Below are 18,084 nucleotides of genomic sequence, written 5' to 3'. Positions count from 1 at the left end.
CTCCCCAACGTGAACAGCCCCTTCGCCGAAGCCATCCTGAACGGATCACTCCTGCTTGCCATCCCGGTGGCTCTGCTGGCAGGCTTCGTGTCCTTCCTCTCGCCCTGCGTGCTGCCGCTCGTGCCCGGCTACCTGGGCTATGTCACGGGGCTGACCGGCGTGGATCTGCAGAAGCAAAAGCGCGGCCGCATGCTCGCGGGAATCGGTTTGTTCGTGCTCGGATTCTCGGTCATCTTTGTGCTGCTCGGCGGTGCGTTCGGCCAGCTGGGGACGCTGATCACCGGCTCGCAGAACGCCTGGATCACGCAGCTGCTGGGCGTCCTGGTGATCATCATGGGCGTAGTGTTCATGGGCGGATTCGGCTGGCTCCAGCGCGACGCCAAGATCCACGCGAAACCGCCGGCAGGCCTGTGGGGCGCTCCGCTGCTCGGGATCACCTTCGGCCTTGGGTGGGCGCCCTGCATCGGCCCCACCTACTCGGCCGTCCAGCTCCTGAGCCTGTCCGGCGGCTCCTCTGCCGCGAAAGGCGCTTTCCTGGCGTTCGTCTATAGCCTTGGCTTGGGCATTCCGTTCCTGCTGATCGCCCTCGCGGTGCGCCGTGGCGCCGGTGTGCTGTCCTTCTTCCGCACCCACCGGGTGGCCATCCAGCGGACGGGCGGCGGCGTGCTGATTGTCCTGGGCCTCCTGATGGCCACGGGAGTCTGGGGAGCCTGGGTCACGGAGTTGCAGTACTGGTTCCAAAACGATGTGAAGTTGCCGATCTGATGAGCGAGCGTGTGAAGTCAACTAAGAAATCCTCCGGAGCGGGCGGCCCCCAGGCTGCACCCGAAGATCCCCGCGAGGACCCCGTTAAGGCGGCCAAGGCCGACGCGGCGCTCCCGGCGCTGGGGATCCTCGGCATGCTCCGCTGGGCGTGGACCCAGCTCACCAGCATGCGCACCGCCCTGTTCCTCCTGCTGCTGCTCGCGGTGGCAGCGGTGCCCGGATCCCTGTTCCCGCAGCGCCCGGCCAACCCGTCGGTGGTTACGCAGTACATCAAGGACCACCCCGACTACGGCAAGATCCTCGATTCCGTTCAGCTCTACGACGTCTACTCCTCGGCCTGGTTCTCAGCCATCTACATCCTGCTGTTCATTTCGCTGATCGGCTGCGTCGTTCCCCGTGCCATCGCGCACTACCGTGCCATGCGCTCCCAGCCTCCGCGCACTCCGAAACGCCTTTCCCGCCTGCCGGAGTACGGCACACTCGTGCTGCCGGCGGAAGCCGGCGTCCCGGCGTCGGACGCCATTGAAGACGCAGCCGCGCTGCTCAAGAAACGCGGTTACCGGGTTGAAGTACGGCACGACGACGGCGCGCGGCCGTCTTTGGGGGCGGAGCGCGGCTTCCTCAAGGAGGTGGGCAACCTCGTCTTCCACACCTCGCTGATCGGCGTGCTCGTGTCCGTGGCCGTTGGCGGGCTGTTCGGCTACAGCGGGCAGCGGATCCTCGTGGAGGGCGACACGTTCGTGAACACGCTGGTGGGCTACGACCAGTTCACTCCGGGCACCAACTTCCAGAGCAGCCAGCTCCAGCCCTACTCCATCCAGCTGGACAAATTCCAGGCAACGTTTGACCGCGAATCAAAGGGCAAGTTCGGCCAGCCCATCGACTTCACGGCGGACGTCACCACCAAGGAGAACCCGGGCGCGCCGGCCAAGAAGGAAGTCCTCAAGGTCAACGATCCCGTGACCCTGGGCGGGACCAGCATCTACCTGACGGGCAACGGTTACGCCCCGGTGGTGACGGTCCGCGACGGCAAGGGCAACATCGCCATGCAGGGCCCCGTGGTGGCGAAGCTCCAGGGCGAAAACTACTACTCGTCCGTGGTGATCAAGGTTCCGGACGCGAAGCCGGACCAGCTTGGCTTCGCCGGGTTCTTCCTGCCCACGGCGTTTGTGACGGACAAGGGCATTTCCTTCAGCGGGGACCCGGACCTCATCAACCCGCAGCTGAGCCTGAACTCGTACTACGGTGACCTCGGCCTGGACAAGGGCTCCCCGCAAAACGTGTTCGAACTCGACGTCAAGGACCTGAAGCAGCTCAACGGCCGGGACCTCAAGGCGGGCGGCATCACCCTGGCCCCGGGCAGCACCTACACGCTGCCCGACGGCAAGGGCTCCATCAGCTTCGACGGCGTGAAGAAGTACGTCGGCGTGGACATCCACCACAATCCGGGCCAGCTCTCGGCCCTGATCTTCGCGCTGCTGGCCGTGGCCGGGCTCGTCGTCTCGCTCTATGTCAACCGGCGGCGCGTCTGGGTCCGCACCGGGACGCACGAGGACGGCCGCACCATGGTGGAATACGGACTCCTGGCCCGAGGCGAGGACCACCGGCTTGCAGGGGAAGCAGTTGCGATCCGCGGGCTGCTGGCGGATGCGTGGGGCCTGGACTCCCAGAAACTTCCCAGCGAACGGGCGGATAATGGCCCGGCGGACGCCCAGCCGGCGGACGCCGCGGCCGAGGGTGCCGCCGATGCCTCCGCGGCAATGCCCTCAGAAGACTTCATCCAGTCAACAGCAGGCTCACACGAGTCAAAGAAGGACCAGTAATGTTCCCCATCAACGAAACCATGGGCCAGTACAGCGAGCTCTTCATGCTGCTGGCCGCCGGCACGTACACGGTGGCGTTCATAGCCTTCGCGTGGGACCTGGCCAAGAGCAGCAAGGCGCTCCGCACCGTGGACCTCAAGGCGGCCGCGGCCGCAGGGAAGTCGGACGCAGCAACGGCCGGCCCAGCATCTGCGGACTCAGCATCTGCGGACTCGGGCGCGAAGGTCCCGGTGGCCGCCGGCGCAGTCCGCGGTGCTGCCGCGGACGCCGACCGTGCTGCGGGGCACCTGGCCGGACCCGCCGGCCGTGCCGAGCGGCCGTCGTCGTCCGTTTCCGGCCGTGCGGAGGCACCCGGCAGCGGAGCGGGGCGGACCGCCAACGCCAGCATGAAGTACGACGCCGAGCGCCGCGTTCCCGCCCGCGTGGCCGTAGCGTTGACGGTGCTGGGCGCCGCGATCCACGCTGCCGGCGTGCTGACGCGTGCCGTGGGCGCGGGCCGTGTGCCGTGGGGCAACATGTACGAGTTCCTGACCACCGGCGCGTTCGTGGCCGTGGCGGTGTTCCTGGTGGTGCTGATCCGCCGCGACCTGCGCTTCCTGGGCACGTTCGTGGTGGGCCTGGTGATCATCATGCTGGTGGCTGCCTCAGTGGCCTACTGGACTCCGGTGGGCCACCTCGTGCCCGCGCTGCAAAGCTACTGGCTGGTCATCCACGTGTCCATCGCCGTGCTCTCCTCGGCCCTGTTCACCCTGACGTTTGCCATGTCCGCGCTCCAGCTCGTGCAGTCGCACCGGCAGAAGACCATCGCGGCCGGGGGCGAGGACAAGCTGGGCTTCATGCGCCTGGTCCCGTCTGCCCTGAGCCTGGAGAACCTCTCCTACCGGATCAACGCCATCGCCTTCATCGGCTGGACGTTCACCCTCATGTTCGGCGCCATCTGGGCTGAGAAGGCCTGGGGCCGTTTCTGGGGCTGGGACACCAAGGAAGTATGGACGTTCGTGATCTGGGTGGTCTACGCAGGGTACCTGCACGCCCGGGCCACCCGCGGCTGGACCGGGACCCGCGCGGCTTGGCTGTCGATCGTGGGCTACCTGTGCGTGGTCTTCAACTTCACCATCGTGAACCAGTTCTTCAACGGCCTGCACTCCTACTCGGGGCTGTAACGCCGGCGGAGGCCTCCCGCCGGGCGGAGGCCTGTCGGAGGGTTCCCGCCGGATTCCGTGCACCGCCCATTCGCCAAAAATGGCCGCTCAGCAAGTGCGCTGGGCGGCCATTTTGGCGAACCGGCGAGGGCGGCGCTGCGGGGGCCGGTGCGGTGGGGGCCCGGGACCGTGGCTCCAGGGGTGGACCCGGGACGTGAGCTTCCTGGGCAGGCCTAGCGCCCAGGCTTCCAGCCGCGGCTAACCAGCGCCGCGCGCACCCTGGTCACGGCGTTGGGCTCCATGCCGGGCGCGAACGGGTCCAGGTCCCACTGGGTCAGGACCACCACGAGCCAGCCGAGCCCGCGCGCGTTCTCGTCACGGAAAATGTCACTTCGCCGTTGGGTAGGAGTGGAATGGTGTCCGCCGTCGTACTGGATGGCGATCTTGAACTTTTCATAGGACATGTCCGGGTCCTGGATCCAGCCGCCGGTTTCATCAAGCAACGGCAGGTTGATGGCTGGTTCGGGCAGACCGGCCCCGACCAGCAGCAGGCGCAGTTCCGTTTCCTTGGGCGAATCGGTGTCCGCCCGGATGAGCGCCCGGGCCTTCATCGCCTTGCGGTAGCCCGGCCGGCCTGCCTTGGTGGCGAGGAAGGCGTCCAGGGCAGCCAGCGTCGACAGAGGGTTCCGGCGCCTTAACAGGAAATCGCCGGCGATGACGAGGTCCTGCAGGCCCAGGACGCCGGCCAGATCAAACCAGGTCCGTAGCGGAGAGGTGCACGCCACGTAACGGCCTTCGATGATTTCCTCGGGCATGAGTACGGACTGGTGGCCGCGCACGTCCTTGCGGCGCACCGCCCTGCCGCCGCGCCGGCACGTCAGATGGACTACCTCATGGGTTTCGAAGCAGCGGGGCAAGGGAAAACCCCACAGCGCGGCTGCCGTGAGGTGGCTGGCGACGGCTCCCGTAGCCAAGGCCAGGGACCTGGCACGGACCAGCAGGGTGAGGTCAGCCGACGCCGGAATCCGCACGCCGTGGCACGGGCTGGCCAGGTCCTGGGCCCTTGCACGCCGGCGCGTCAGGCCTGCAGCCTTGGCCTGCCTCATGGTGAAGGGCTGCCCCAATAGCGGGGGAGGAAGCGGGCGGGGACGCGGCATAGAAGCATTCTGCTGCCGGAAGGAGGGCCCCGGCGCGTTGTCCACAGATACAGACCGGTGTGGAGGACTAGTTGGGCTTTCCGAGGCTCCGCCATTCGCCAAAAAGGGCCGCCCGGCAAGGATGCCAAGCGGCCATATTTGGAGAATCACGGGCCCATCGGTTTGCCGGCGCAAAGTCGGGCCGGCACGTACTACTTGATCTCGGGATTGCCCTCGGCGCTGGCATCTCCCGTGGCGCCGGAAGTGCCGGAGTTCCCCGTGCTGGGACTACCGCTGCCGCGCGGTCCGGCGCCGGGCTTGGGTTTCTTCGACTCGAGGTCGTCCTTCAGTTTCCGGAGGCGCTCGGCCTCGGCCTGGTTGCGGCGGCGCTGCTCCAGGTTGCGGAGGAAATCGGGGTCGTCGTCGGGCGCAGCGGGGTGGCGGTACGTCTGCTGCACCGGGGCAGTATAGCGGGGGCGTCCGATCAGGAACCACAGGGCGGCACCGATGATCGGCAGGAAGACGACGATGATGATCCAGGTTGTTTTGGAGAATCCCCGGGTGAGGTGCGCATCAGTCCGGATCACGTCCACAAGTCCGTAGACGTATATGGCAAGAATGGCGACTGCAATGGCAACACGGAGCATGCAATCAGTCTAGCCGCCGGACGCCCCGGCGGAGATTACAGTATGCCCACAGAGCCCGCCACCAAAAAGCCGGTGAATTTTGTCCGGAATCGCGGCCTACGAGGGTCAGAAATCGGCGCCAGATATGTGATCCGGGGCATGTGGAAAGCCGGTGCCAGCCAGGCAAAGCCGGGGGCTTACGGGAGCGCGGTGGCCGCGCGAAGCCTGGGCGGCAGCGACGGCCGAGGGCTACGGAAGGACGGCGTCACCGCGCAGGCTACGTTCAGGGAGGGCGGCTAAACTTGGAGGGTGGCATTCTTGAAATACTCCCTGATCCGGCTCGCTCTCTTCGTACCGCTGTTTGCGCTGTTCGTCTTCCTGCAGCTGGGATGGCTGCTTGCCGTCGTCTGCGCGGGGCTGATTTCCTTCGCCATTAGCTACCTCTTCTTCCAGAAACAGCGCGACGCCGCTACAGCCGCCCTGCACGCCCGCTTCTCGGGCCGCGCCAAGCCCCTGCGCTCCGCCGGTGAAGTGGACGACGCCGAGGCCGAGGACCACCTGGTCGATTCCAATCCGGACATCACGGTCCGCAACGACCTCCGGAACAAGGAAGCCTAGGGAGCCACCCGGTCCCGCACTGACGCCCGCGCAGTAAGCCGGCACCGGTAGGCCCGCGCCGTCTCCTACAGCCGCCGTCCCCTACCGCCGGCGCCGGCCCCTAAATCCCGTGGCTCAGCACGAGTCCCAGCGAGAACAGCACCGCGTAGCCGAGGTTGATGAGGCCGGTCTGCTTCAGGACCGGGATGAGGCTCTTGCGCTTCCGGCCATTGATCATGAGCCACGCGGGCATCAGGCAGGCCGGGATGAGCAGCAGCACGATCAGCATCAAGGGCCGGCCGGGCGCGAGGATCACCACCAGCAGGATGGCGACGGCGAGCATCAGCACGTAGCTTTCGCGGGCGTGCTTGTCTCCCAGCCGCACGGCCAGCGTGCGCTTCCCGGCCTGGATGTCGGAGGGGATGTCGCGGACGTTGTTGGCCATCAGCAGGGCGCAGGCTATGAGCCCGGTGCCGATCGCGCCCACAACGGCCGGCAGGCTGATCTGGCCCGCCTGCGTGTACGTGGTGCCCAACGTGGCCACCAGACCGAAGAACACGAACACGAACACGTCGCCCAGGCCCATGTAGCCGTAAGGGTTTTTGCCTCCGGTGTAGCCCCACGCGGCCATCACGCAGCCGAGGCCCACGAGGAGCAGCCACCATGACTGCGTGATGATGATGAGTACCAGCCCGAACAGCATGGCCACCCCGAACGCACCGAACGCAGCGTACTTGACGTGCTCCGGGGCTGCGGCGCCTGATCCCACGAGCCGCAGCGGCCCCACGCGGTTCTCGTCCGTGCCGCGGATCCCGTCCGAGTAGTCGTTGGCGTAGTTGACGCCCACCTGCAGCAGCAGTGCCACCAGGGCCGCCAGGATGGCGTTGAGCAGGCGGAAGGCGCCCATCTCATAGGCCGCCGCGGTGCCGATCAGGACAGGGGCGATCGCGGCCGGCAGGGTGCGGAGCCGGGCGCCTTGGATCCATTGTGCGGCTGTGGCCACGGTGAGTACCTCGTGTTGGGTCGGTGGAACGTTCGGTGGAACATTGCCCGTGCTGGAAGCGCGGCGTCGGTGGTGCCAGTCGGTGGTGCCAGTCGGTGGTGCAATGCGTGCCGCATCGTCGCGGCGCGGCGGGAACTAGTCTATTTTCCCTGATGGAGGGCGCTGAGCCGTTCAATCATCGCGAGCCTGTCGGGTTTCCCGTTTGGCAGCATGATCAGCTCGTCGGCCGGAAGGACTGTCTTGGGGGCCAGCAGTCCCAGCGTGCGGTGCCATTGTTCAGCCCAGGCCGCCCCGTCGGAAGGCCCGGAGTCGGAAGAAGAGGCGCCGTCCACGGCCACATAGGCTGCCACGGCCTGGCCCCAATTCGCGGACTCGACGCCGGCAACGAAGGCCGCGGTCACGCCGTCGGACTTTTCCAGCTCGGCCTGTACGTGCGCGGCGGAGACTTTGACGCCGCCGGTGATGATGACGTCGTCCGCGCGGCCCAGGACGGTGAGGCGGCCGTCGGGGTCCAGCACGCCGAGGTCGTTGGTGCGGTACCAGCGCACGCCGTCGTCCTCTGCGAATGTTTCCTCGGTCAGGTCCTGTGCGTCCAGGTAACCGGAGGCCAGCGTGGCCCCGCCCAGGTGGATGCGGCCGTCTTCGGACAGCCGGACGGCCACGCCCTCGAGCGGAAAGCCGTCGTACACGCAGCCGCCGCAGGTCTCCGCCGCGCCGTAGGTGGTGGTGACGCGGATGCCGGCGTCGCGGGCGGACGCAAGGAGCTCCGCGGAGGCCGGACCGCCGCCGAGCAGGATGCCGTTGAAGCGCCGCAGCACGGCCAGCGTGTCGGCCGACGGCTCCTCCAGCAGCCGCTGCAGCTGCGCGGGAACCAGGGACGTGAAACGGATCTTGTCCGTCAGCTCCAGGGCGGCGGCAGTGAAGCCGTCCGCGGTGAACCCGTTGGACAGGTCCATGGCCCAGGGCCGCGTTCCGGCGAAGAGCGACCGCACCAGCACCTGCACGCCGGCCACGTACTGCAGCGGCAGCGCCAGGAGCCACTGGCCTTCGCCCTTGAGCGCGAACGCGGTGGCCATGGACGACGCCGCCAGGGCGTCCACCGGCAGGACCGTCGCCTTGGGCGTGCCGGTGGAGCCGGAAGTGCGGACCACCACTGCGGCGTCGTCGATCCCGGGGGTTTCGACAAGCCGGACCACCGGCTCACCGTTGAGGTCGGCGGAAAGCTCGACGGCGGGTCCCTCACCGTGGAGGGCGGCCGCCAGAGCCTTGAGTGCTGGTTCGATGTTCACTTCGCCTGCCTTGGAAACGTGGGCCTGGGAATCATGGGGCTGCCTTTGGGCTAGTGCGTGGCTAGAAGTAGTGCGGGAACCTGGACCAGTCCGGATCGCGCTTCTCGAGGAACGCTTCCTTGCCCTCCACGGCTTCATCGGTCATGTAGGCCAGCCGGGTTGCTTCGCCGGCGAAGACCTGCTGGCCGGCCAGGCCGTCGTCGGCGAGGTTGAACGCGAATTTCAGCATCCGGATGGCCTGGGGGGACTGCCGGGCGATGTCCGCGGCGTATTCCAGGGCCACTTCCTCGAGCCGTTCGTGGTCCACGGCCTCGTTCACGGCGCCCATCCGGACCATGTCGTCGGCCGAGTATTCGCGGGCCAGGAAGAAGATTTCCCGGGCCGCCTTCTGGCCGATCTGGCGGGCCAGCAGCGCCGAGCCGTAGCCGGCGTCGAAACTGCCCACCGTGGCGTCGGTCTGCTTGAACCTGCCGTGCTGGCGGGAGGCGATGGTGAGGTCCGAGACGACATGCAGCGAATGGCCCCCGCCGGCGGCCCAGCCGTTCACGACGGCGATGACCACCTTGGGCATGGTCCTCATGAGCCGCTGGACCTCCAGGATGTGGAGCCGGCCGGCACGGGCGGGGTCGATGGTCTCCTGGGTTTCCCCGTCCGCGTAGCGGTACCCGTCCCTGCCGCGGATCCGCTGGTCCCCGCCGGAGCAGAACGAGTGCCCGCCGTCCTTGGGGGAGGGGCCGTTGCCGGTGAGCAGGACCGTGGCGACGTCCGGGGTCATCCGGGCGTGATCCATGGCGCGGTAGAGCTCGTCAACCGTGCCGGGGCGGAACGCGTTGCGGACCTCTGGGCGGTTGAAGGCGATCCGGACGGTGGGCAGGTCCCGCACCACCCCGTCTTCGGAGCGCTCCACCTGCCGGTGGTATGTCATGTCCTGGAAGTCGTCGAAGCCGGACACGGTGCGCCAGCGCGACGGGTCGAACACATCGGATACCTTGGCGGGGATTTCGTTGCTCACCGTCCAAGTCTAGTAATCGCGTCAGCTGATGCAGAACTCGTTGCCCTCGGGGTCCGCCATGGTGTGCCAGGAATGCGGGCCCTCGCTGGCCGACCAGAGGAACGTCGCGCCGCGTGCTTCCAGCTCGGTGCGGACCTCGTCCTTGTCCCGGCCGTCGAGGCGGACGTCCCAGTGCACCCGGTTCTTCACGGTTTTCTGTTCCGGAACGGTCTGGAACAGGACGCGACGCTCAGGCGCCTTGGCTTCGAATTCCTCGGCCGGGCGGATCGCCGCGCCGTCCCGCCACACGAGCCGGCCGTTGTGGGTCTTGGTTTCGGCGTCCGTGGCGTAGCCCTGCTCAATCATGGAGCGGATGAAGCCCTCGTCCTGCGGTTCCACGGCCCAGCCCAGCGTTTCTGCCCACCAGTCGGCGAGATCGTGCGGATTCCGACAGTCGACGACGACCTGAATGTTGAGTCCCATGGGACAAAACTACGACGACGGCGGTCTCCCTGAACAGGGTGGCGGCGGCAGCGTCCCGGGAGGCTACTGCACGTTCTGCAGCTGGTCGAGCAGTTCAGGCGGGATCGTGTAGAGGAAGATGGCGGCCAGCAGGTTCTTGGCCGCGTGGACGAAGTAGGCGAACATCAGGTTCCGGCCGGTCCACACGTACACGAACACCAGCGTTGCCCCCATGGCCAGGTAGGGCATGAGCGCGGCGACGGTGAGGGCTTCCTGGCCCACGATGTGCAGGGCGGCGAAGAGCACCACGGACACGGCGCAGCAGATCCAAATATTGATGCGCCTGCTCAGTTTGCCGATCAGCAGGTGCCGGAAGATGTACTCCTCCACGAACGGTCCCACCACAACGACGAGCGGCACCATGAGCCAGGCCGGCACCTGCCGCATGAGCACCTGCAGGCCGGCCTGGTTGGCGGATGTCTCCGTGGTGCCGGCCACCACCACGAGGACGGCGGTGAAAATCATCATGGCGATGACTGATGCCGGCACCATTGCGGCGGTGAACCACGGCCTGGTGGCAAGCACCCTGAGGTCGCGTGCCACCACCTGGCGGGCAGCGAACAGTGCCAGGATGCCCAGGCACCCGTAGAACAGCAGGTTTACTCCATATGACGCGACAGCCGGGGTCGGGGCGACCTGCCGGAGCAGCGGCAGGAGGAGGTCCCCGGCCACGGCGAAGAACACGGCGAGAGCCACGTAGAGCCCTACGGTGGTCAGGTCCAGCGGCGAAAACCGGTACAGGTCCGGGCGCGGCGGGGGAACGGTGCGTCGGATAGTCGCCATGCTTCCAGCGTAGTCCGGACGGGCGGCGGGGGAGCCCGACGGCGGGGCCCGCTTTGCAGGGACCCGGTCGCCACGGGTAGAATGTTCGGCATGCCTAACTTTCTGTTTCGGTGCGCCAAAGTAGTCCACCGAGCCTTCGCCCGCCGGCGTGCGACGACGCACGCCGGGCCTAACCCGCCCGTTTCCCGCCGTTCCGCTGCCGCCCGCGGGACAGGAGCCGCCGCCGTCGTGCTTCTCACCCTGGCCCTGGCCGCCTGCGGAGGCAACGCCTCCGGGAAGGGCGACGACGGCCGCCCGGTGGTCCTGACCACGTTCACGGTGCTGGCGGACGTCGCCCAGAACGTGGCGGGGGACAAGCTGCGGGTGGAGTCCATCACCAAGGCAGGTGCGGAAATCCACGGTTACGAACCCACTCCGGGTGACATCCGGAAGGCATCGCAGGCGGACCTGATCCTGGACAACGGGCTCAACCTCGAGGCGTGGTTCGCGCAGTTCGTGGAGGGCATGGACGTGCGGCACGCGGTGGTCAGCGAGGGCGTGGACGTGATGCCCATCAGCGAGGACTCCTACAAGGGCAAGCCGAACCCGCATGCGTGGATGTCGCCGGTCAACGTGCAGATCTACGTGGACAACATGGTGAAGGCCTTCTCCGAGCTGGATCCCCAGAACGCCTCGGTCTTCGAAGCGAACGGCAAGGCCTACAAGGCGAAGCTGCAGGCTGTGCAGGACGAGATGAAGGCCAAGCTGGCTGTTGTTCCCAAGAAGCAGCGGGCGCTCGTGACCTGCGAAGGCGCGTTCTCCTACCTGACTCGGGACGCCGGCCTGGAAGAGGTGTACATCTGGGCGGTCAACGCGGAGCAGCAGGCAACGCCCCAACAGATTACTGATGCCATCGGCTTCGTCCGGAAGAACAAGGTCCCGGCCGTCTTCTGTGAGTCCACGGTGTCCGACGCCCCGATGAAGCAGGTGGTGGAAGCCACCGGCGCCAAGTTCGGCGGAGTGCTGTATGTGGACTCGCTCTCCGAAGCGGACGGGCCCGTGCCAACCTACCTTGACCTCATCCGGCACGACTCCCAGCTGATCACCACTGCACTTACGGAGGCGGCATCATGATCGCCCACGCCACGCCGCGGCCGGCCACGGCTGAGCCTGCCGCGCTGCACCCCGCCATCCTGGTGGACAACGTCACGGTGCACTACGGCGAGGTCCTTGCCCTCGACGGCGCCTCCCTGAGCCTCGACCACGCCAGGATCTGCGGGTTGATCGGCATGAACGGCTCGGGAAAGTCGACGCTGTTCAAGGCCATCATGGGCATGATCAAGCCGGATGCCGGGCGCGTACTGATCAACGGTGCGCCGCCGGCCAAGGCCCGAAAGGAAGGCGGCATCGGCTACGTTCCGCAGAGCGAGGACGTGGACTGGCAGTTCCCGCTCTCCGTCCGGGACGTGGTGATGATGGGCCGCTACGGGCACCAGGGATTCACCCGCCGTCCGTCCAAGGCGGACCGCGCCGCCGTCGACGACGCCCTGGAGCGCGTGGAACTCTCCGAGTTTGCGAACCGGCAGATCGGCCAGCTGTCCGGCGGGCAGAAGAAGCGCGCGTTCGTGGCGCGGGGCATCGCCCAGGGCGCCACCATGATGCTCCTGGACGAGCCGTTCGCCGGCGTGGATAAGCGCTCGGAGGCCACCATTACACGCCTGCTGCGCGAACTCGCCTCCGACGGGTGCACCATCCTGATCTCCACGCACGACCTCCACGCCCTGCCGCACCTGTGCGATGAGGCTGTGCTGCTCATGCGCAAGGTGCTTATGCACGGGGATCCCGAAGTGGTGCTGCAGCCGGAGAACCTCGCCATGGCGTTCGGCCTCGATGTCCTGAACCGGAGCGGCGCCGGCCATCACCCCGCAGCCCGCCACGCCGGACCCAGTGCCGGCACCGCCGCCGGATCCAGTGCCGGCACCGAACGGAGGAACTGAGCCATGGACCTGATCAGCCTCCTGCTGGAACCCCTCGGCTACGACTTCATGGTCCGCGCCATCCTCACCACCGCGCTCGCCGCCATTGTCTGCGCGGTGCTGAGCTGCTGGCTGGTGCTCATCGGCTGGTCGCTCATGGGCGATGCCGTCTCCCATGCGGTGCTTCCCGGCGTCGTGCTTGCCTACATCGTGGGCGCGCCCTTCGCGCTCGGCGCCCTGGTGTTTGCCCTGATCGCAGTGACCCTGATCGGGGTGGTCCGGAACACCAGCCGGGTCAAGGAGGACGCCGCCATCGGCATCGTTTTCACGTCCCTCTTCGCCCTCGGCCTGGTGCTCATCTCCGTCACACCGAGCCAGACCGACCTGAACCACATCATCTTCGGGAACCTGCTGGGCGTCAGCATCCCGGACCTCATCCAGGTCCTCGTGCTGGGGGTCGTGGCGTTCGCCATCCTGATCCTGAAGCGGCGCGATCTCACCCTCTACGCCTTCGATCCCACGCACGCCCACGCCATCGGGCTGTCCCCGAAACGGCTGGGGGCATTGCTGCTGGGCCTCCTGGCGCTGACGTCCGTGGTGGCACTGCAGACGGTGGGCGTGGTGCTGGTGGTGGCCATGCTCATCATTCCTGGCGCCACGGCGTACCTGTTGACGGACCGGTTTTCGCGCATGCTGGTGATCGCTCCGGTGATTTCCGCGACGTGCTCCATCGCCGGGATCTACTTCAGCTACTACCTGGACACGGCGTCCGGCGCCATGGTGGTGCTGACGCAGGGTGCGGTGTTCGCCGTCGTCTATCTGTTCAGCCCACGGCAAGGACTGATCGGCACCCGGCTGGCGAAGGCCCGCCGCCGGAAGGCAGCTGCGCTCGCCGTCTAAGCCGCGCCTGCGGTTTGAGGTCAGCCCGGCGGCGGTGCGCGCCTTGACGGCACCGCCGCCGCCGGGCACGCTTGACGCATGAAGTCCTAGTTCGCGGCGCCGGCACCTGGCCGCGCTGCACCCCGTCGACCGGGCCCGCGGAGTTCCGCAGCGGATCAGATCCCTGCCGGACACGCTCCGGGGCCGCCCTTCGGATTGCGAGGACTTCCCATGACTGAACCCACCGCCCGTGCTGAACAGCTGCGCCTTTCCGGTGTCACCCACGGTTACGGGGACTGCGAACTCTTTGCCGGCGTCGAGCTGGTGATAGCGCCGGGCGAACATGTGGCGATCGTCGGCGAAAACGGCGCAGGCAAGTCCACCCTGTTGCGGATCCTGGCAGGACATGAGGCGCCGGACTCAGGCACGGCCGTACGCCAGGGCCGCGTGGGATACCTTGCCCAGACCTCAGGCCTGCCGGCGGGGTTGACCGTTGCCGACGCCATTGACGACGCCCTGCGTGCCCTGCGGGACATGGAAGCCGAACTGGAGCGGCTGGAGGCAGGGCTGGCCTCGGCCGAAGCACACGAACTCGAGGCCTACGGGAGCCTGCAGACCCAGTACCAGCTGCGCGAGGGCTATGCCGCGGAATCGCGGGTGGAGGCGGCGCTGGACCGGCTGGGCCTGGGCGGCGTGGAGCGGGGCCGGACGCTGGGGTCGCTGTCCGGCGGTGAACAGGAACGGGTTGCGCTGGCGTGCCTGCTGGCCGACCCGGCGGACATCCTGCTCCTGGACGAGCCCACCAACCACCTCGACGCCAGCGGTACGGCCTGGCTGGAGAACCGCCTCGCAGCGCACCGCGGGACCGTGGTGGTGGTCTCGCACGACCGCGTGCTGCTCAGGAGGGTCGCGTCCACTGTGATTGAAGTGGATGCCGAACGCCGCACCGTGAACCGCTACGGCAACGGCTACGACGGCTACCTGAAGGAGAAGAGAGCCGAACGCCAGCGCTGGGTGCAGCAGTACCACGGGTGGATCGACGCAATGGCTGCGGAACAGCTGCAGGCCGAAACCGTCGCCACAAAGATGGGGTACGCCCGCCAGCGCGACGGCGACAAGATGGGTTTCGACTTCAAGGCCGGCACGTGGGAGCGCGCCGCCACGAGCAAAATCCGCAACGCCCAGGAACGGCTCCGCCGCCTGGAAGCCAACCCGGTGGAGCGTCCGCCGGAACGCCTGAAACTGGATGCCGGGCTGGAGGATGTCCCGGTGCCTGGCGCGGGTACGGACCCCGGTGCGGCGGCCGGGGGTGGGGCGGCTGGCGGCGAAGCGTCCAACCTGGTGTTGAGGGCGCGCAAAGCACGGCTGCCGGGCCGGCTGGAGCTGTCCGAATTCCGCGTGGACCGGGGCCAGAAGATCCTGATCACGGGCCCCAACGGGGCGGGGAAATCCACGCTGCTTTCGCTGCTGGCAGGCACGCTGGAGGCCCCCGTGGGCGAGGTGGAGCGTCGAGGGCGGATCGGGTATCTCCAGCAGGAGCTCGAGCCGCCGCGGTATCCGGCACTGCGCCTGCTCCCGGCGTTTGCCGCCGGACTGGGCGGCAACATTGACGACCACGCCGAGGCACTGCTGCGCCTCGGGCTCTTCCGCGCCAGCGAGTTCCACGTGCCGGTGGGCGGCCTGTCCGCCGGGCAGCAGCGGAGGCTGGCGCTGGCCCGGCTGCTGCTGGGCCACAACGACGTCATGCTGCTTGATGAACCCACCAACCACCTGGCGCCCGTGCTCGTGGAGGAGCTTGAGACCGCCCTGGCCGGCTTCAGCGGAACGCTCGTGATGGTCAGCCATGACCGCGCGCTGCGCCAGTGGTTCAGCGACTGCGCTGACCGGTCCCGCGACCGGCCGGCGGAGCGCGGTGCGGATCATCCCTCGGGAATGTCCGCGGCGCCGCCCCGCGGCACGTGGCTGAGGTACACCATGGAGGGCGGCATCCTGGAGCCGGCACCCGCGTCCGCTTAGGGTGCCCGCGTCGACGGCGGCCGGACGGCTGCCAGTCGGCTGCCAGACGGCAGGGCAAGAACCTGCCCGTAAACGGCTGACGCCAGGTGCCGGCGGCTGGCGGCCGCCGGCACCTGGCGTCAGAGTGCCTCTGCTGTAGTCGGAACCGGTTCCGTCCGGCTACCGGAAGAGGTCGTTGTAGGTTCCCATGATGATCCGGTCACCTGGCGTCGACTTCCTGATGTAGTCAACAACTGCCCAGTCGTCCAGCGAGATGCATCCCGCCGTCGGGACCTTGTTCATGTGCAGGAAGATGGCGAAGCCGGCGTCCTGGACAATATTGGGGCGGTTGTAGTTGACCACCACGCCCTGACGGTAGTCATGGGTGGCGCGGGTGGCGAAGTACCACATGTTCTCGTCCCAGCCCACCCAGGAGGAGGACTCGAAGTACTTGTTGTATGTCGCGGTCCAGGGGTTTCCGCCCCAGCGGGAGCGGGGGTTCAGCGTGCGGTAGGCAAGCTTCGTTCCCGGGTTGCCCAGGCCGAAGGCTTCGGTGACCGAGTAGGAGCCGGTGGGCGAGTACAGGTTGCGGGTGGGTCCGGAGGCGACGCCCGGCGGCTTGAATCCGGACGCGCCCACGTAGCCGTCGGTCTTCCAGTCCGGGACGTACGTGCCTGCGATCCGGACGCAGTAGACGTTGGTGGCCCGGGAGAACCCGTAGCCCTGCGTGAACGTGAGGAGGACCCGGTTGGCTCCGTACGTGGAGTACTTGGACCGTCCGTTGTTCAGCTTCTGGCACTCGGTCATGGCATACGTCCGGGTGCCCGCCGCTGACACCCAGCTGATGAAGCCGCGCTGGAACGACTGGATGCACTGTCCGGGCGAGCACTTCTCGTTGGCCGTGGGATAGCCGAGTGTTCCGCCGGCTCCGCCGCTGGCGGCGTACCTGCCGCCGATTCCGCCCCGGACAATCCAGGCGCTGGTGGTGGGGGACCAGTGAATTGTTCCGCCCTGGAAGCGCTGGAGGCAGCCGCTTGCCGGCTGGCCGCAGGCCTCGTTGGCCAGCGGGTACCCGAGGGAACTGCGGTTTGCGCCCGCCGCAGCGTAGCGGCCGCCGATGCCGGCACGGGTGATCCAGGCTCCCGTGGCCGGTGACCAGTAGATGAATCCGCCCTGGAATTTCTGGCTGCAGCCCCCGGCGGCCTGGCCGCAGAGCTCGCCGGCGGTGGGGTAGCCCAGGACGCCATTTTGGGCTGCGGCCGCGCGCCATCGTCCGGCGATGCCGCCGCGGACCACTTGCGCTCCGATCAGGGGCGACCAGAAAATCGCCCCGCGATCAAAGGCCTGCGAACAGCCCCCGCCCTTCAGCCCGCAGACTTCAGCAGCCAACGGCAGGCCCAGCAAGGTTTCGGCACCTGACGCCGCCCAGCGACTGCCGATGCCGGTCCTGGTGGAGAAATTCAGGAACTGCGTGCCAGTCCAGACCAGCACTTTTCCGCTGGAGAACTTCTGCAGGGACTTGCCGCCGATGACCGTTTCATCGGTGATCGGATACCCGAACGTGGGAAGCCCCCCGGCTGCATGCCACTGCGGCCCGGTGCGTCCGGAGGCCGTGAAAACAGGATGGGCGCCGGTGGCGGAGGCCCAATAGATCGAGCCGCCCGTGAACGTCTGGACGCAAAGGCCTGCCGAGCACTGCTCGTTGGCCGTCGGCGCGCCGAGAACGCCGTCCTCGCCGCCCAGGGCGAGCCACTTGGAACCGATGCCGCCGCGCGTGACGAACTCCGGTTCCGGGTCAGGCGCCGGATCGGGCGCCGGATCGGGCGCCGCAGGATCGGGCACGGGGTCGGTGCTCGGATCGGCCAGTTGAGTGCCCAGCATTTCGCCTGTTCCAGGCGTCTCGGCCGGAGCTGGCGGGGTGTCGGGCTGCGGAGTGGCTTCTGCCGTTGCGGGCAGGCTCCCCGTATCCGTGGCCGGCGCTGTATCCGTGGCCGGCGGCGTGGACGGCGCGGCCTCGTCGGCAAGGGCGGGCGAGGGCGCAAAGGATCCGGCCGCGAAGCTCAGGAGCAGGGCAGCCGCAAGTAATGTTTTTTTCACGAAGCGTCCTCCACCGAGACAACCGGTTCACACGTGCCCTGTTGGCCCGTGGTTTTCGCAAAGTTCTCGGCTGACACGTCCGCCGACTTCCCTGGCTGGACGGTTTCCGTGATGAGGGCATGGCCCTGAACCGCAGCCCCGACGGTCACGGCGACCGCCACCGAGTACGTCTTGGCACGGTCGGACTTGTTGACCAGCGTGCCCTTGAACGTCCAGGACCCGTCCGGGCCCGCCGTGCACGTGTGTTTCTGCAGGGCGTCGATCGCATTCAGCGAAGTGGAGACGTCCGTGGGCAAGGATGGTGCGGTGGTGGCCGGCTCGGACTCGGTCGGCGTCTGAGACCCCGCCGTCGAAGTCGTTGCCGTTGGTGAAGGTGCCGATTGGCTTGCGCTCGGTTCGGCAGGGCCGGAGCCGCCGCCTGAACACCCCGCAACTGCCAGCAGCAGCGCTGCAGGCAGTAGTGCTCTCTTTCTCATAGTCC

Annotated in this window: 17 protein-coding genes; 8 read left to right on the top strand and 9 right to left on the bottom strand. The window is 67.7% G+C overall.

Annotated features, from left to right (window positions below; all coding sequences use genetic code 11):
- Positions 1 to 9: 9 nt before the first annotated feature.
- The 3 genes from ASG92_RS24105 to ccsB are packed head-to-tail and all read left to right on the top strand — an operon-like array spanning position 10 to position 3,751.
- Positions 10 to 765, top strand: coding sequence for a cytochrome c biogenesis protein CcdA (locus ASG92_RS24105; protein WP_056634524.1), 756 nt, complete (start codon positions 10 to 12; stop codon positions 763 to 765).
- Complete coding sequence (locus ASG92_RS24100) at positions 765 to 2,588, top strand: cytochrome c biogenesis protein ResB (protein ID WP_082579704.1); 1,824 nt, start codon at positions 765 to 767, stop codon at positions 2,586 to 2,588. Before ASG92_RS24105 ends, ASG92_RS24100 begins: the two co-directional genes overlap by 1 nt.
- Positions 2,588 to 3,751 carry a c-type cytochrome biogenesis protein CcsB gene (gene ccsB / locus ASG92_RS24095; protein WP_056634521.1) on the top strand — a complete coding sequence of 388 codons (1,164 nt, stop codon included), beginning with the start codon at positions 2,588 to 2,590 and terminating at the stop codon, positions 3,749 to 3,751. The genes ASG92_RS24100 and ccsB overlap by 1 nt, the downstream gene beginning before the upstream one ends.
- Positions 3,752 to 3,963: 212 nt before the next feature.
- Here the strand turns inward: ccsB and ASG92_RS24090 are convergent, their stop codons facing one another.
- Both ASG92_RS24090 and ASG92_RS24085 read right to left on the bottom strand, forming a co-directional pair.
- Positions 3,964 to 4,887: a hypothetical protein gene (locus ASG92_RS24090; protein WP_056634519.1), complete on the bottom strand. Its 924-nt coding sequence runs from the start codon at positions 4,885 to 4,887 to the stop codon at positions 3,964 to 3,966.
- Between the two features lie 191 nt (positions 4,888 to 5,078).
- Positions 5,079 to 5,513: a PLD nuclease N-terminal domain-containing protein gene (locus ASG92_RS24085; RefSeq protein WP_056634517.1), complete on the bottom strand. Its 435-nt coding sequence runs from the start codon at positions 5,511 to 5,513 to the stop codon at positions 5,079 to 5,081.
- Positions 5,514 to 5,801: 288 nt separating this feature from the next.
- Here ASG92_RS24085 and ASG92_RS24080 point away from each other — a divergent pair, with 288 nt between their 5' ends.
- The gene (locus ASG92_RS24080) at positions 5,802 to 6,110 is read left to right on the top strand and encodes a DUF4229 domain-containing protein (RefSeq protein WP_056634514.1); all 309 of its coding nucleotides are present in this window, start codon (positions 5,802 to 5,804) and stop codon (positions 6,108 to 6,110) included.
- Between the two features lie 100 nt (positions 6,111 to 6,210).
- On the opposite strand, the gene ASG92_RS24075 is transcribed toward ASG92_RS24080, so the two are convergent.
- From ASG92_RS24075 to ASG92_RS24055, 5 genes are all read right to left on the bottom strand, one after another.
- Complete coding sequence (locus ASG92_RS24075) at positions 6,211 to 7,092, bottom strand: 1,4-dihydroxy-2-naphthoate polyprenyltransferase (protein WP_056634511.1); 882 nt, start codon at positions 7,090 to 7,092, stop codon at positions 6,211 to 6,213.
- A gap of 140 nt (positions 7,093 to 7,232) precedes the next feature.
- Positions 7,233 to 8,381, bottom strand: coding sequence for an AMP-binding protein (locus tag ASG92_RS24070; RefSeq protein ID WP_056634508.1), 1,149 nt, complete (start codon positions 8,379 to 8,381; stop codon positions 7,233 to 7,235).
- A gap of 61 nt (positions 8,382 to 8,442) precedes the next feature.
- On the bottom strand, positions 8,443 to 9,393 hold the full coding sequence (locus ASG92_RS24065) for a 1,4-dihydroxy-2-naphthoyl-CoA synthase (protein ID WP_056634505.1): 951 nt from the start codon (positions 9,391 to 9,393) through the stop codon (positions 8,443 to 8,445).
- Between the two features lie 21 nt (positions 9,394 to 9,414).
- Positions 9,415 to 9,855, bottom strand: coding sequence for a VOC family protein (locus ASG92_RS24060; protein ID WP_056634503.1), 441 nt, complete (start codon positions 9,853 to 9,855; stop codon positions 9,415 to 9,417).
- Between the two features lie 63 nt (positions 9,856 to 9,918).
- Positions 9,919 to 10,677 carry a type II CAAX endopeptidase family protein gene (locus ASG92_RS24055; RefSeq protein ID WP_056634501.1) on the bottom strand — a complete coding sequence of 253 codons (759 nt, stop codon included), beginning with the start codon at positions 10,675 to 10,677 and terminating at the stop codon, positions 9,919 to 9,921.
- A 90-nt stretch (positions 10,678 to 10,767) separates the two neighbouring features.
- On the opposite strand from ASG92_RS24055, the gene ASG92_RS24050 reads away from it, so the two are divergent.
- The 4 genes from ASG92_RS24050 (at position 10,768) to ASG92_RS24035 (ending at position 15,527) form a co-directional block, all read left to right on the top strand.
- Complete coding sequence (locus ASG92_RS24050; protein WP_082579715.1) at positions 10,768 to 11,790, top strand: metal ABC transporter substrate-binding protein; 1,023 nt, start codon at positions 10,768 to 10,770, stop codon at positions 11,788 to 11,790.
- The gene (locus tag ASG92_RS24045) at positions 11,787 to 12,653 is read left to right on the top strand and encodes a metal ABC transporter ATP-binding protein (protein ID WP_240987279.1); all 867 of its coding nucleotides are present in this window, start codon (positions 11,787 to 11,789) and stop codon (positions 12,651 to 12,653) included. Before ASG92_RS24050 ends, ASG92_RS24045 begins: the two co-directional genes overlap by 4 nt.
- 3 nt (positions 12,654 to 12,656) lie before the next feature.
- Positions 12,657 to 13,532 (top strand): metal ABC transporter permease, encoded by an 876-nt coding sequence (locus tag ASG92_RS24040; protein WP_056634494.1) that lies wholly within the window; start codon positions 12,657 to 12,659, stop codon positions 13,530 to 13,532.
- 210 nt (positions 13,533 to 13,742) lie between these two features.
- Positions 13,743 to 15,527, top strand: a complete 1,785-nt coding sequence (locus ASG92_RS24035) for an ABC-F family ATP-binding cassette domain-containing protein (protein WP_056634491.1) — start codon at positions 13,743 to 13,745, stop codon at positions 15,525 to 15,527.
- 159 nt (positions 15,528 to 15,686) lie between these two features.
- On the opposite strand, the gene ASG92_RS24030 is transcribed toward ASG92_RS24035, so the two are convergent.
- A complete protein-coding gene (locus ASG92_RS24030; protein ID WP_056634487.1) occupies positions 15,687 to 17,603 on the bottom strand; it encodes a hypothetical protein in 1,917 nt (638 codons plus the stop codon).
- Positions 17,600 to 18,079, bottom strand: coding sequence for a hypothetical protein (locus ASG92_RS28740; protein ID WP_157372459.1), 480 nt, complete (start codon positions 18,077 to 18,079; stop codon positions 17,600 to 17,602). Before ASG92_RS28740 ends, ASG92_RS24030 begins: the two co-directional genes overlap by 4 nt.
- Between the last annotated feature and the right edge of the window lie 5 nt (positions 18,080 to 18,084).

The organism is Arthrobacter sp. Soil736 (assembly GCF_001428005.1).
GTDB lineage: Bacteria > Actinomycetota > Actinomycetes > Actinomycetales > Micrococcaceae > Arthrobacter.
Note: the sequence above shows the minus strand (reverse complement) of the source record. Positions and strands in the feature narration are given on the sequence as shown.

Excerpts from the sequence above, each read along its gene's own strand:
- ASG92_RS24100 (WP_082579704.1), top strand. The coding sequence starts at position 765 with ATGAGCGAGCGTGTGAAGTCAACTAAGAAATCCTCCGGAGCGGGCGGC.
- ccsB (WP_056634521.1), top strand. The coding sequence starts at position 2,588 with ATGTTCCCCATCAACGAAACCATGGGCCAGTACAGCGAGCTCTTCATG.
- ASG92_RS24090 (WP_056634519.1), bottom strand. The coding sequence starts at position 4,887 with ATGCCGCGTCCCCGCCCGCTTCCTCCCCCGCTATTGGGGCAGCCCTTC.
- ASG92_RS24085 (WP_056634517.1), bottom strand. The coding sequence starts at position 5,513 with ATGCTCCGTGTTGCCATTGCAGTCGCCATTCTTGCCATATACGTCTAC.
- ASG92_RS24060 (WP_056634503.1), bottom strand. The coding sequence starts at position 9,855 with ATGGGACTCAACATTCAGGTCGTCGTCGACTGTCGGAATCCGCACGAT.
- ASG92_RS24055 (WP_056634501.1), bottom strand. The coding sequence starts at position 10,677 with ATGGCGACTATCCGACGCACCGTTCCCCCGCCGCGCCCGGACCTGTAC.
- ASG92_RS24050 (WP_082579715.1), top strand. The coding sequence starts at position 10,768 with ATGCCTAACTTTCTGTTTCGGTGCGCCAAAGTAGTCCACCGAGCCTTC.
- ASG92_RS24045 (WP_240987279.1), top strand. The coding sequence starts at position 11,787 with ATGATCGCCCACGCCACGCCGCGGCCGGCCACGGCTGAGCCTGCCGCG.
- ASG92_RS24040 (WP_056634494.1), top strand. The coding sequence starts at position 12,657 with ATGGACCTGATCAGCCTCCTGCTGGAACCCCTCGGCTACGACTTCATG.
- ASG92_RS24035 (WP_056634491.1), top strand. The coding sequence starts at position 13,743 with ATGACTGAACCCACCGCCCGTGCTGAACAGCTGCGCCTTTCCGGTGTC.
- ASG92_RS28740 (WP_157372459.1), bottom strand. The coding sequence starts at position 18,079 with ATGAGAAAGAGAGCACTACTGCCTGCAGCGCTGCTGCTGGCAGTTGCG.